Origin of the sequence: Nocardiopsis sp. JB363 (assembly GCF_900143625.1) — a bacterium.
In the GTDB taxonomy this organism is placed as follows: domain Bacteria; phylum Actinomycetota; class Actinomycetes; order Streptosporangiales; family Streptosporangiaceae; genus Nocardiopsis.
Window position 1 is genome coordinate 35,687 of the sequence record NZ_FRFF01000200.1, and the last position, 13,148, is coordinate 48,834.

The 13,148-nt window shown below is 70.5% G+C and carries 10 protein-coding genes; 9 read left to right on the forward strand and 1 reads right to left on the reverse strand.

Annotation, left to right across the window (positions count from 1 at the left end; genetic code table 11):
- The first annotated feature begins 8 nt into the window (after nucleotides 1-8).
- The 6 genes from BQ8420_RS30145 (at nucleotide 9) to BQ8420_RS30170 (ending at nucleotide 6,775) form a co-directional block, all read left to right on the forward strand.
- Nucleotides 9-722, forward strand: coding sequence for a metal-dependent hydrolase (locus BQ8420_RS30145; RefSeq protein ID WP_087103757.1), 714 nt, complete (start codon nucleotides 9-11; stop codon nucleotides 720-722).
- A 65-nt stretch (nucleotides 723-787) separates the two neighbouring features.
- A complete protein-coding gene (locus tag BQ8420_RS30150) occupies nucleotides 788-1,447 on the forward strand; it encodes an O-methyltransferase (protein ID WP_087103759.1) in 660 nt (219 codons plus the stop codon).
- Between the two features lie 41 nt (nucleotides 1,448-1,488).
- Nucleotides 1,489-2,646, forward strand: coding sequence for an exonuclease SbcCD subunit D (locus BQ8420_RS30155; protein ID WP_087103761.1), 1,158 nt, complete (start codon nucleotides 1,489-1,491; stop codon nucleotides 2,644-2,646).
- On the forward strand, nucleotides 2,646-5,633 hold the full coding sequence (locus BQ8420_RS30160) for an AAA family ATPase (RefSeq protein WP_087103764.1): 2,988 nt from the start codon (nucleotides 2,646-2,648) through the stop codon (nucleotides 5,631-5,633). The genes BQ8420_RS30155 and BQ8420_RS30160 overlap by 1 nt, the downstream gene beginning before the upstream one ends.
- A 57-nt stretch (nucleotides 5,634-5,690) precedes the next feature.
- A complete protein-coding gene (locus BQ8420_RS30165; protein WP_200816155.1) occupies nucleotides 5,691-6,119 on the forward strand; it encodes a hypothetical protein in 429 nt (142 codons plus the stop codon).
- Between the two features lie 128 nt (nucleotides 6,120-6,247).
- Nucleotides 6,248-6,775 (forward strand): DUF3558 family protein, encoded by a 528-nt coding sequence (locus tag BQ8420_RS30170; protein WP_087103766.1) that lies wholly within the window; start codon nucleotides 6,248-6,250, stop codon nucleotides 6,773-6,775.
- Between the two features lie 73 nt (nucleotides 6,776-6,848).
- Here the strand turns inward: BQ8420_RS30170 and BQ8420_RS30175 are convergent, their stop codons facing one another.
- Entirely contained in the window at nucleotides 6,849-8,933 is a 2,085-nt protein-coding gene (locus BQ8420_RS30175; protein WP_087103768.1) for a cytochrome c oxidase assembly protein, read from the reverse strand.
- A gap of 331 nt (nucleotides 8,934-9,264) precedes the next feature.
- Here BQ8420_RS30175 and BQ8420_RS30180 point away from each other — a divergent pair, with 331 nt between their 5' ends.
- The 3 genes from BQ8420_RS30180 (at nucleotide 9,265) to BQ8420_RS30190 (ending at nucleotide 13,110) form a co-directional block, all read left to right on the forward strand.
- Nucleotides 9,265-10,479, forward strand: coding sequence for an amidohydrolase family protein (locus tag BQ8420_RS30180; protein ID WP_087103770.1), 1,215 nt, complete (start codon nucleotides 9,265-9,267; stop codon nucleotides 10,477-10,479).
- Between the two features lie 137 nt (nucleotides 10,480-10,616).
- The gene (ald, locus tag BQ8420_RS30185) at nucleotides 10,617-11,735 is read left to right on the forward strand and encodes an alanine dehydrogenase (RefSeq protein WP_087103772.1); all 1,119 of its coding nucleotides are present in this window, start codon (nucleotides 10,617-10,619) and stop codon (nucleotides 11,733-11,735) included.
- A 277-nt stretch (nucleotides 11,736-12,012) separates the two neighbouring features.
- Nucleotides 12,013-13,110: an enolase C-terminal domain-like protein gene (locus tag BQ8420_RS30190; RefSeq protein ID WP_087103834.1), complete on the forward strand. Its 1,098-nt coding sequence runs from the start codon at nucleotides 12,013-12,015 to the stop codon at nucleotides 13,108-13,110.
- The last annotated feature ends 38 nt before the right edge of the window (nucleotides 13,111-13,148 follow it).

Consider the following 13,148-nt stretch of genomic DNA (forward strand, 5'->3'; position numbering starts at 1 on the left):
TTCCCGCCATGATGGGGCACTCTCACGCACTGAGCGGCGTGGTCGGTTGGATGGCGGTCGTTCCGCTCGTCCAAGGCAAGGAATTCCTCGGGCTCAGTTTCGAGCTGGGGCCGGGCGAGATCGTCGCCGGATCTCTGGTGTGCGCGGGGGCGGCTCTCCTGCCCGACGTGGACCACAAGAGCGCGACGGTGACCAAGACCTACGGAAAGGTCACCGAGATCCTCAGTGACATTCTGAACTGGGCCTTCGGCGGTCACCGGATGGGAACACACTCGTTCTTCTTCGCCGCGTTGATGGGTGCCCTGGTCACGTTCCTGGCCCTGTGGTCGGAGTTGGCCGTTCAGGTGTTCGTGTTCCTGCTCATCGGTATCGCGCTCCAAGGGCTGGGTTTCGGTCTGGACAAGAACCGGGCCGCTTCGGGGATCATCAACGCCCTGGGCACGGCGGCGATCACCCTGGGCCTGTACGCGGCCGGGCTGAACTACACCTGGCTGGGACTCGCGGTCGCCTTCGGCGTCATCCTGCACTTCTTCGGCGACATGATCACCAAGATGGGCGTCCCGATCTTCTGGCCGTTCTGGAAGAAGCGCATCGGCCAGGGCCGAGGTTTCGTCACCGACGGCCCCGTGGAGAAGAAGGTCGTCACCCCGCTGCTCACCATCGGCGTCATCGTCGGATCGATCTACCTCTTCGACTGGCCGACCCTGCTTCCCCAGCACTGATCCTCTCCTCCCCGCCCACGGCGCGGTCCTGGCCTGGGCAGGGTCGGAGTCCTAGGGTTGCGGACGTGACTCGAACCTCAGAAGGCCTCACCCCGGAACTGCACGCCTACATCGTCGCCCACAGCGAACCGGTCGACCCCGTCCTCGCCGACCTCTCCGAGGAGACCGCTCGGCTCTTCCCCCAACAGCGGGGCATGCAGATCGGTCCCGAGCAGGGAGCGTTCACCACCCTTCTCACGCAGCTGTCCGGGGCCCGGAACGCGGTGGAGATCGGTACCTTCACCGGGTACTCCTCCATCTGCTTCGCCCGCGGCCTTCCCGAGGACGGCACCCTCCTGGCGTTGGACATCAGCGAGGAGTGGACGGCGGTGGCCCGCCGCTATTGGGAGCGCGCCGGGGTCGCCGACAAGATCGAGCTGCGGGTCGGTCCGGCCCTGGAATCACTGCGCGCCCTGCCCGACGACACCCGGTTCGACCTCGCGTTCCTGGACGCCGACAAGACCGGTTACCTCGACTACTGGGAGGAACTGGTCCCGCGGATCCGTCCCGGTGGGCTGCTTCTGGCCGACAACACCCTCTCCCACGGGCGGGTGATCGACCCCGAGCAGACCGCGCCCCACGTGCAGGGCATCCGCGACTTCAACGACCGGGTCGTGTCCGACGACCGGGTCTCCCAGGTCCTGCTGCCGATCGGCGACGGGCTCACCCTGGCCCGAAAGCTGTAGGATCCCCGGTTCTCCCGACGGGAACACCCGCGACTTGGGTAATGTCCAGTTCCATGCGCCTGCTGCACACATCGGACTGGCACCTGGGTCGCTCCTTCCACCGGGAGAACCTCATCGACGCCCAGGCCGCGTTCCTGGACCACCTCGTCGCCACCATCCACGCCGAACGGATCGACGTGGTGGTGGTCGCCGGGGACCTCTACGATCGTGCCCTGCCACCGGTGGACGCCGTGCGCCTGTTCGACCGGGCGCTGGGCCGGATCCGGGCGACCGGGGCGCGGGCGGTGTTGATCAGCGGTAACCACGACTCCCTGACCCGCATGGCCTTCGCCACCGACCTCATCGACGCCTCCGGGGTCCACCTGCGCAGCTCCCTGGAAGGGGTGGGCGAGCCGGTGATCATCGACGACGAGCACGGACCGGTCGCCTTCTACGGCATCCCCTACCTGGAACCGGAGATCGCCCGCCACCACTGGGACCTGACCGAGCGCGGGCACCCCGCGGCGATCGGACACGCCATGGACCTGGTCCGAGCCGACCTGGCCGAGCGACCCGGCACCCGTTCGGTGGTGCTCTCGCACGCCTTCGTCACCGGCGGCGAGGGCTCGGACAGCGAACGCGACATCTCCGTGGGCGGCGCCTCGTACGTGCCCGCCTCGATCTACGACGGCGTCGACTACGTCGCCCTGGGCCACCTGCACGGCCGACAGACCATCGCCCCCACGGTGCGTTACCCGGGCAGCCCGCTGGCCTACTCCTTCTCCGAGGAGCACCACCGCAAGGGCTGCTGGGTGGTGGAACTGGACGCCGACGGGTTCGCCGGGGCCGAGTTCGTGGACGCCCCGGTGCCCCGTCCCCTGGCCCGGATCCGCGGCAGGCTCGACGACCTGCTCACCGGTACCGAGTGGGAGCGCTACACCGGCCACTGGTTGCAGGTCACCCTCACCGACCCGCGCAGGCCGGCCCGACCCATGGAACGGCTGCGCGAACGTTTCCCGCACGCCCTGCTGCTGGAGTTCGCCCCCGAGGGCGGTGCCCCCGACCGACGGCCCGTCACCGGCTCGATCGCCGAACGGCCCGAACGCGACGTGGTCGCCGACTTCGTCGAGTGGGCGCGCGGCGCGCCCGCCACCCCGGACGAGCGCGCGCTCGTGGACCGGGCCGTCGAAGAGGTCCGGCTCCAGGAAGGGATCCGCTGATGCGCCTGCACACCCTCACCATGACCGCGTTCGGCCCCTTCGCCGGTACCGAACGGGTGGACTTCGACCGGCTCGGCCAGGGCGGGCTCTTCCTCGTCCACGGGCCGACCGGGGCGGGCAAGACCTCCGTGCTGGACGCGGTCTGCTTCGCGCTGTACGGCAGCGTGCCCGGGGCCCGCAGCAAGGACCGCTCCCCCAAGAGCGACCACGCCCCACCGGACCTGGAGCCGGAGGTGACCCTGGAGTTCACCGTCCGGGGCCGACGGATCCACATCATCCGCAAGCCGAGGTGGGAACGGCCCAAGAAGCGAGGCAGCGGCACCGTCACCCAGAACCAGAAGGTGGTGGTCCAAGAGCTGCTGGAGGGCACTTGGCAACCGGTCACCACCCGCCCGGACGAGGCCGGACAGTTCGTCGGGGACCGGGTGGGGCTCACCCTCACCCAGTTCTGCCAGATCGTCATGCTGCCCCAGGGCGACTTCGCCCAGTTCCTGCGGGCCAAGTCGGACGACCGCCGCAAGTCCCTGGAGCGGATCTTCAACACCCGGGTGTTCCGGGACGTGGAGGAATGGCTGGGCGGGCACACCCGCGGGCTCGAACACGAGGTGCGTTCGGCCGAGGAACGGGTGCGCGAGGTCGCCGGGCGGATCGCCGAGGTGGGACGGTCCGACGCACCCCGGGAGACGGACCCGGCGGAGTTGAGCGCCTGGGCCACCGAACTGGCCATGGTCACCGCCGCGACCGCCCGCGACGCCGAACCGCTCACCGGTGAGTTCACGCTCGCCCGGGACCGGTCCCGGCAGGCGCTGGCCGACGGACGCGCGCTACGGGAGCGACGCGCTCGGCTCGACGAGGCCCGGGAGCGAAGCGCGCTGTTGGAGGAGCACCGGGCCTGGCGGTCCCGGTCCGAGGAACGCCTGACCGCCGCGGAACGCACCGACGCCGTGCTGCCGTTCCTGCGCGCCCGCGACCACCGGCGCACCGAACTGGACAAGGCGGAGCTGGCCGTGACCGACCGGCTGTCGCTGGCGGGAGGCCTGCCCGACCTGGACGTGACCGCGTCGACGGACGCGCGGACGTTGCGCGCCGCCGAGCGGGAGCGCCGCGACGAGCAGGCCCGGTTGGAACTGCTGCGCGGTGACGCCGAACGCCGACGCTCCCTGCGCGGGGAGCTGACCGATCTGGACCGGCGGCTCGCCGGGGTCCGCGCCGAGTCCGCGCGGGCCGGGGAGCGTACGGAGACACTGCCGGTCCGGGTGACCGCGGTCGAGCGGGAACTGGAACGGGTGCGCGAACACGCCGGGCTGGTGGAGACCGCCCAGGACGCGTTGACGTTGGCGGAGAAGCGGCGCTCGGCCGCCGTGGAGCACGAGCGGCTCACCGTGGAACTGGAGCGGGCGGAGGAGACCCGGCGAACGGTCGTGGACACCGCCCAGCGGTCCCGGGACCACGCACAGGACCTGCGAGAGCGGCGCATCGGACAGATGGCGGCCGAGCTCGCCGCCGACCTGGCCGATGGGTCGGCGTGCGCGGTGTGCGGATCGGTCGAACACCCCTCCCCCGCGATGCCGAGCGAAGGAGGCCTGGTCTCGGCCGACGGGGAGAAGGAGGCCCAGACCGCCGCGGAGCGGGCCGCCACGGACCGGTCGACGGCCGAGAGCACGGTGGTGCGGTTGCGGGGTCGGTTGGAGACCGAGGCCAGGGTCGCCGAGGACCGCACCGCCGCTCGCGCGCAGGAGGAGGTCGGGGCCGAGCGTGCCCGGTTGGCCGAGGCCCGCGCCGCCGCCGGTGAGCGTAAGAGCCTGGAACAGGAGCTGGGCCGGCTCCGCGAGGAACTACGGCACGCCGAGGAACGTGTGGGCGCGCTGGGCCGCCAGGAGGGTGAGTTCCTGGCCCGTCGGGAGAGCGCACTGGCCGAATACGAACGGCTCACGGCGCTGCTGGACGAGGCCCGTGGTACCGACGCCGGCCTGCCCGAACGCATCGCGCGTCTGGTGGGCGAGGCCGACCTGCTGCGCGGGACCGCCGAGGCGATGGACCAGCGCGCACGGGCCACCGAGGAGCTGCGCGCCGCCACGGTCGAGGCCGAGGGCGCGCGAGCGGAAGCCGGGTTCGCCGACGAGGCGGAGGTCCTGACGGCGACGCTGGACGATCACGCCCGCCGCGACCTGCGCCGCCGTGCCCGGGACTTCGACGACCAGTGGGCGGCGGTCCGGGCACGCCTGACCGACCCCGAACTCGTGGCCGCCGGGGAACAGGAGCCACCGGACCTGGTCGCGTTGGAGACCGTCGCCGCCGCCGCGGAGCGCGCCGCCGACCGCGCGATGACCTGGCAGGGCATGTTCGCGGATCGGGCACGCCGGTTGGGCGACCTGCGCGCCGAGTTGACCGACCGGATGACGGGTTCGGAGCCGGTGCTGCGCAGGTACGCGATCGCGCAGGGGCTGAGCACCCTGGCCGCGGGCACCTCCCCGGACAACACCGACAGCGTGCGGTTGTCCGCCTACGTCCTGGCGGCCCGGCTGGAGCAGGTGGTGGCCGCCGCCAACGACCGGTTGCTGACCATGTCGGACGGCCGTTACGAACTGCGGTACACCGTCGACAAGGCCGCCGGGGACGGGCGGGCCCGCTCCGCCGGTGGTCTGGGAATGCGTGTGGTGGACTCCTGGACCGGGGTCGAACGCGACCCGGCGACGTTGTCGGGCGGCGAGACCTTCTTCAGTTCCTTGGCGCTGGCCCTGGGACTCGGCGACGTGGCCACCGCGGAGGCCGGCGGCGCCGAGATCGACACCCTGTTCGTGGACGAGGGGTTCGGCACACTGGACGAGGACACCCTGGAAGAGGTCTTGGACGTGCTGGACCGGCTGCGCGACGGTGGCCGGGCCGTGGGCGTGGTGAGCCACGTGGCGGACCTGCGCCAGCGGGTGACCACGCGGTTGACCGTGCGCAAGAGCTCCGCGGGTTCGCACGTGGAACACCACGGCTGACGCGCCCCGCCCCCGGTCGGGCACCCCGGGTCCGAAGGCCCGGCCGACGGTGGGACAATGACCATCGTGAATTCGCTGGTCAACATCGCCGTGTTCGGAATCGGGGGCGCCATCATGGTGGCGGCCCTGCTCGGTCTGCTGCTCGTCTTGTCGGGAAGCTCTCGTGGGATCCCTCCCCGGTTGCTCACCGCCTTCGGAGCCGCCTCGATCGTGTTGTGGGTGGTGCTGCCGGCCTTGACCGCCCTGAACGAGATGTCCGCGGGCACCGGCTTCTGGGTGGGGTTCGCCGGCGCGAGCGTCGTGGCGGTCGTGATGTACGCGGTCAACGCGGCCATGCTGCCGATGGTGGCCCGCCGTCAGGCCCTGGTGAACGGCCAGGCAGGGCTGGCGGGGATCAAACCCACCCCCTCGGTGCTGGTGGGCGGCCTGGTGATCTGTCTGGCCATGGCGCTCCTGGTGACCGGTGTGATGGCTTTCATCTCCTGAGCACGGTGTCCATACCCGTGACCGTTTCCGGCCACAAAGGCTCCAGGGGCGGCGACGCTCTGTAACTTCGTGCCGGGGTTCCCCGACGGGGAGCCCCGGCATCGTCGTGCGGAGTGGACGGAGGCGGGATGCGCGGGTGGAGATGGGCGGCCGTGGGCGTGGCGGCCGTGCTGGTCGGCGGCTGTGGTGGTGAGGTCGATCTGGCCGAGCGCGACTCCATCGACCAGTTCGACGTGCCCCCGTTGGACCCCACCGCGCGGCACCCCTGCGACCTGCTGCCCGACGAAACCGCGATCGACCTCGGTCTGCTCGGCGAGGGTGACAGCGGCGTCCCGCAGTCGGACGACAACTGCTTCTTCACCGACGCGATCGACTCCAGCGTGGACGTGCGAGTGGAGACCCACGACCCCGACGCCGAGGAGGACGAGCCACCGGTCCCCCACACCCTCTCGGCGGCGTTCGAGGGCGGAGAGGCGCACGAATACGTGGCGGTGGAGGGCTACCCCGGCTACACCGAGACCTTCCCCGACTCCTGCAACCTGGGGGTGGCCACCTCCGACGAGCACAGTCTGTTCGTTCAGGTCAGTGCGGAGGACGCCTGTGAGACGGCGATCCGGACCGCCCGGAGCGTCATCGCCGGCTCCCCGGAGCTGTGACGGCGCCCATGACGACGGGCCCCTTCCACATTCGATGGGAAAGGGCCCGTCGGGGATCGACCACGGATCGGGGTCAGTTCGGCTGTTGGCGGGAACGACGGTCGAGTTCGGCGAGGTACTCGTTGTAGGCGTCCATGTCGGAGTCGTCGGAGTCACCACGGCTGCTGTGCCGCTGCCGGCGACGTTCCTGGCGCTCGTCGTCGCGCGACCACTGCACCACCAGCGCCAGCATCACCAGGAGTGTGGGGATCTCGCCCAGGGCCCAGGCGAAGCCACCGCCCTGGTACTGGTCCGCCATCGGGTCCTGCATCCACGGGATGTCGAACTGGCCGTAGAACTCCGCGGCGATGGGCGTGGTCTGCTCCATGATGGCGATGCCGAAGAAGGCGTGGAACCCCATCACCACCAGCAGCAACAGCAGGCGCAGTAGGAACGGGACCTTCCGCGGGGCCGGGTCGACACCGATGATCACCCAGTAGAAGAGGAAGCCCGAGACGAGGAAGTGCACACCCATGAACAGGTGACCGAGGTGGTCGTTCATGAGCATGCCGAACAGCGGCGTGAAGTAGAGGGCGTACAGGCTGAGCACGAAGACCGGTGCGGCCACCGCGGGATGGGTGACGAACTTGGAGAAGCGGCTGTTGAGGAAGGCGTTGAGCCACTCGCGCGGCCCTCGGTCGCCCCGCTGCTCGGCCGGCTTCAGGGCGCGCAAGGCCAGGGTGGCCGGCGCACCCAGCACCAACAGGATCGGGGTGACCATGGCCAGCACCATGTGCTGGATCATGTGGGCCGAGAACATGATCATCGCGTAGGTCGCGAAACCGGTGAGCTGGACCAGGACGATGGTCAGCAGCCCCGCGAAGAAGGCCACGACGCGCCCGATCGGCCACTTGTCGCCCCGCTTGGACAGCCGGTACACGCCGCCCAGGTACAGGCCCGCGGCGATCACCACGAACATGATGAAGAACAGGTCGGGGCGCCACAGGGTGAGCAGGTTCTCCAGGCTCATCGCGGACGGGATGGTGAAGCCCAGGATGGCGGCGGCCGGGTCGACGGTGCTCTCCAACGGCGGGGGCGGCGCGGTGCGCCCCAGCCCCGCGGAGATCCCCATGACCGCGGCCATGACGACGACCTCGACCCCGGACAGGCGGATGAAGTTCCAGCGGCGGAAGGCGTGGCCGGCCTTGCCTTCGGGTGCCTGGGCGATCCGGTCCACCGTCCACTTGCGGTGCGCGTAGCCGAACACTCCGAGAACGCCGAACAGCACGATCTTGGCGACGATGATGAGCCCGTACTCGGTGCCGAACAGGTGATCGATGGATTCGAGGCGGGCCAGGGCGCTGGCGGCCCCGCTGACGGCGACACCGACGTAGGCCCACAGCGCCACGCGGCTGAACCGGTGTGCGGCGGTGGCCGGCGCCTCGCCGTCGGTTCGTACGGCGTGGTAGGTGACCGCGGCCAGGCCGCCTACCCACACGGAGATGGAGATCAGGTGCAGGGCCAGTCCGGTGACGGCGAGTTCGTGGGAACCGGAGGAGGCGGAGTGGCCCGTCAGGGCCGGAGGGGTGACCGCGACCAAGGCGGCGACCAGCAGCCACAGGCCGGAGGTGGCACCGGTGGTGGTGCGACCGAACAGCGCGATGCCGGTCGTGATCAGGATGACGAACATCAGGGCGATGCCGCCGGAGACCGACCCCGCGAAGGCGGTGACCTCGTCGATCGAGACCTGTCCCATGGGTTTGGCGAGGAACTCGGAGGCCTGGAAGTAGAGGGTCGCCACGGCGGCCAGGGTCCAGGCCAAGGAAGCCCAGGTGGCGGCGCGTACGTAGCCGATGGCCTGGTCGGACAGGCGTCCCTTGAAGGAGGGCAGCAGCAGGGTCGCCATGACCAGCAGCCCGATCGTCAGGACGGCTCCGACGTTCATGGCGTTCTTGGCGATCGGCATGCCCCACCGCACGGCCTCACCGGCGTCGGGGAGGCCCGGGATGACCCTGGCGAAGACCGAACCGCCCAGGACCAGGGTGGCGCCCAGGAACAAGGCGCACACCAGGGCGGCGATCAGGGCGAAGATCGGTACGATCCCGGTGCCCGGAGGCAGGTCGGCGTTGTCGGGGTGCGCTTTGATCGGGGAATTGTCGTTCTGGGTGGGAGAAGCCACGTGCCACTCCGTCGTCGAGTGCGGTCAACAGCAGGTCAGGGCTCTCGGCCGTGAGGGCCACCGCTGTGCTGTTCGGATCGGGGTCCGGCAGGGGCCGTGCACGGAGGAACACCTCGACCAAGGTTAGTCCGTTTACTACGCGGTGTCGGACTTGGTCCCCGATCGACCGCCTTTCGGCGCGGCCGGCAAGCGAAAGCCGCCACCGTTGGTGATGTTTCCCCTATATGAAGGGGATCCACGCGATACGCTCGACGCTCCGACGAGTCCCCGCTCCGTCCCCCTCCTCGACACCTCTCACCCTGACCTGAGCCCAGCGCACGAAGGGGGAGCGATGCCCGATTTCGACACCGTCATCCGCTCGACACGAGTGGTGGTCCCCGAAGGGATCGAAGCAGCGGACGTGACCGTTCGCGAAGGACGTATCGAGGCGGTGCTGCCGTACCGTTCGATCACCGAAGGGCCCGGCCCACGGATCATCGACCTGGGAGACCGGGCCCTGTTGCCCGGGGCGGTCGACCTGGGCACCGGGGTGCACGCACCCGGCGAGGAGTTGGCCGACTCCTATCACCGGGCCGGTTCCGCGGCCCTGCGCGGCGGGGTCACCTGTCTGGTGGTCTCCCCCGCGCCCGCCCGACCCGCCATCACCTGCGCGGACTCCCTCCAGGTCCACCAACGCGCCGCCGCCGGTTCCCCGGTCGCCATCGCCTTCCTGGGCGGTGTCAATCAGGGCGCCGGCCCCTTGGAACTCGCCGACCTCCAAGCGGGCGGCGTGGTGGCCTTCCAGGCCTCCCTGTCGGACGGGGGCGCCCCCGACATGGCGGCGTTGAGCGACTCCGGTCTGCGCAAGGCCATGGTGCAGATCGCCACCCTCGACTCGCTGTTGATCGTGCACGCCGAGGACTCCGCCGAGCTCGGCACCCCTGCGGTGAGCGCCGAACAACGTCCGCCCCGGGCCGAACGTCGTGGACTGGAACGGGTGTTCTCCGCCGCCAGGGTGGTGGGGGCGCGTACCCACATCGCCCCGTTCACCGCCGCCGAGTGCGCGGCGCTGCTGTCGGCCGCGGAGGCGGCCGGGGTGGAACTGGGCGCGCACACCTGCCCGCACTACCTGTGCCTGCCCTCGGAGTTCCCCGGGCCGGACTCACCGGTGCACGGCTGCCGTCCGCCCCTGCGTTCGGACGCCAACCGCAAGGCCCTGTGGAGCGCGCTCCTCGAACCCGGTTCGGCGCTGGCCACCATCGGTTCGGGACACCTGCCGGCGATCGGGTTGTACACACTGCGGTGGAGTCTTTCGGCACTGTGGACCGCCGCGCGTCGCCGCAACCTCACCTTGAGTCACTTGGCGCGATGGACCGCCCAAAGCCCCGCCGACCTCTTGGGGCTGGCCCGTGGCCGGATCCAGCCCGGATTCGAGGCGGACCTGGTCGCCTTCGACGACGAGGCGACCACACTGGTGCCCGAGAACGACCCGGGTCCCTACGCGGGGATGCGCCTGACCGGTCGGGTCACGAGGGTGTGGGTGGCGGGTCGGGAAACACATTCGTAGACCTGTGTCACACACCACACGGAGTCCTTACACCCTGTCAACATGGCCCTACAGGGTCATGCACATTGGCGATGGCGTCCAGGCGCCTTCACCGGTCACAGTGGTAGGTGTCCAGGGCGATACCAGTTGGAGGAACCGTGCTCATCGGCGTGCCCCGTGAGATCAAGAACCACGAGTACCGAGTGGCCATCACCCCGGCCGGGGTCCACGAACTGACCCGTCGGGGGCACGAGGTCTTCGTCGAACGCGACGCGGGTCTGGGTTCCTCCATCAGCGACGACGAGTACCGGGAGGTGGGCGCCACCATCCTGGACACCGCCGACGAGGTGTGGGCCACCGGTGACCTCATCCTGAAGGTGAAGGAGCCCGTCCCCGCCGAGCACCACCGCATGCGCGAGGGGCAGACCCTCTTCACCTTCCTGCACCTGGCCGCCTCCCGCGAGTGCACCGACGCCCTGGTCGAACACGGGGTCACCGGTATCGCCTATGAGACCGTCCAACTGTCCGACGGTTCACTGCCCTTGCTCGCCCCCATGTCGGAGGTGGCGGGCCGGCTGGCGACGCAGGTCGGGTCGGTGACCCTACAGCGTTCCGCCGGCGGCCGCGGGGTCCTCATGGGCGGGGTTCCGGGGGTGCGGCCGGCCCGTGTCACCGTGGTCGGCGCCGGTGTGTCCGGACTGAACGCCACCCAGATCGCCGTGGGGATGGGCGCCGAGGTCACGGTGCTGGATCTGAACGTCGACAAGCTGCGGCACATGGACTCCCTGTACCGGGGCCGGGTCAAGACGGTGGCGTCCAACGCCTTCGAGGTGGAGTCGGCCGCCTTGGAGTCCGACATGATGATCGGCGCGGTGCTGGTTCCCGGCGCCAGGGCACCCAAGTTGGTCTCCAACGAGTTGGTCTCCCGAATGCGCCCGGGAGCGGTCCTGGTGGACATCGCGATCGACCAGGGAGGCTGCTTCGAGGACTCCCGGCCCACCACGCACGGCGACCCCACGTTCACCGTGCACGACACGGTGTTCTACTGCGTCGCGAACATGCCCGGCGCGGTCCCCAACACCTCCACGCACGCACTCACCAAGGACACACTGCACTACGTCGTGGCGCTCGCCGACAAGGGCTGGAAGCAGGCCCTGCGCGACGACGCGTCCCTGGCGGCCGGCCTGAACACCTTCGACGGGGACGTGGTCTACGCTCCGGTGGCGGAGGCCCACGGCCTCAAGCACCGTGAGCTCGACGAGGTCCTCGCGCGCTGACGCCGCACCCGAGGGGGCCGCCCGACCCGGGCGGCCCCCTCCTCGTTCCCATGGTGAGACACATATCGCGGACCCGTACCCGGATGGACGAACCCGCTCCGACCCGCACAAAGCCCGCACCACCAGGGAAACCTTCGTCCACAGGGTGAGCCGTACGGGGTGGTCGGGCGGGACCGGCGGGGGTACCGTCGAAAGTGGGTCCTTCCCCGTGGCGGGCCCGTTGCCCGTGGCCCGAACAGAGGTGGGGACTGTAGTGACGCACGCCGGAGCGGTGACCATGACCCGCATCGTCGAACTCGAACTGGTGCGGCTACGACCGTCGCTGGCCGGGCGAGGCGCAGGCGGTACGGCCCCCGTCCTGGTCCGGGTGTCCGACGGCGAGGTGAGCGGTTGGGGCGAGATCCCCCGTGCCACCCCGCGGCAGTGGGACGCGCTGGCGCAGGTCTTCGCACCCGTACTGCTCGACCACTCCTGGCGCAGGCCGACCGAGGTGGTGGAGGCCTTCGCCGACCTGCCCTGGGATCCCGCGCTGGTGGGCGCGTTGGACACCGCCTGTTGGGATCTGTGGAGTCGACAACGCTCGACCCCGTTGGCGCACGCCCTGGCCGGGTCGCGCACCGCGCTCACCGCGGGGGTGACCCTGGCCCGGCAGGTGACGTTGGAGTCCGTGGTCACCGAGGTGAACCGGCAGGTGGGATCGGGTTTCCGGCGGATCAGGCTGGAGGTCCAGCCGGGGTGGGACATCGACGTGGTCCGCGCGGTGCAGACCAGCTTCCCGTTCCTGGTGCTCCAGGTGGACGCGGGCGGTCGGTACACCGAGTCCTCCGAGCACCTGGACGCGTTGCGGTCCCTGGACACCCTGGGACTGGTGACCATCGAGGACCCCTTCGCCCCCGACGACCTCGCCGCGCACGCCCGACTGGCCTCCGAACTGCGCACGCCGGTGGCTCTGCACCGTTCGTTGTCCTCACTGGACGACCTGGGTGAGGCGATCCGGGCCGAGGCGGGCCGGGCGATCAACGTGGACCCGACCCGGTTGGGCGGGCTGACCGCGGCCCGTCGGGCGGTGGACATGGCGGTGGACGCCGGTTGGCAGGCGTGGTGCGGTTCCTCGGCGCGGACCGGGGTGGGCCGCGCCGCGACGGTCGCGTTGGCGTCGCTGGCCGGGGCGACCCTTCCGGTGGAGATGCCCGGCGCGGGTTCACGAGGGCGCGACCTGGTCGTGCCGCCGGTGCGCGCGCACGACGGCGTGGTTCCGGTGCCGTTGACCGTGAGCGGCCTGGGACACGAACCCGACCCGGCGACCCTTCCCTCCTTCACCGCCAGGACGTTGCTGCTGGGTTCTCCACGGGCCTCGGATCCGGATGCGGCCTGATGTCGGTCCGGCCCCGCCCACGCTTAACCGAACACTGT

Excerpts from the sequence above, each read along its gene's own strand:
- BQ8420_RS30145 (WP_087103757.1), top strand. The coding sequence starts at position 9 with ATGATGGGGCACTCTCACGCACTGAGCGGCGTGGTCGGTTGGATGGCG.
- BQ8420_RS30155 (WP_087103761.1), top strand. The coding sequence starts at position 1,489 with ATGTCCAGTTCCATGCGCCTGCTGCACACATCGGACTGGCACCTGGGT.
- BQ8420_RS30160 (WP_087103764.1), top strand. The coding sequence starts at position 2,646 with ATGCGCCTGCACACCCTCACCATGACCGCGTTCGGCCCCTTCGCCGGT.
- BQ8420_RS30165 (WP_200816155.1), top strand. The coding sequence starts at position 5,691 with ATGACCATCGTGAATTCGCTGGTCAACATCGCCGTGTTCGGAATCGGG.
- BQ8420_RS30170 (WP_087103766.1), top strand. The coding sequence starts at position 6,248 with ATGCGCGGGTGGAGATGGGCGGCCGTGGGCGTGGCGGCCGTGCTGGTC.
- BQ8420_RS30180 (WP_087103770.1), top strand. The coding sequence starts at position 9,265 with ATGCCCGATTTCGACACCGTCATCCGCTCGACACGAGTGGTGGTCCCC.
- BQ8420_RS30190 (WP_087103834.1), top strand. The coding sequence starts at position 12,013 with ATGACCCGCATCGTCGAACTCGAACTGGTGCGGCTACGACCGTCGCTG.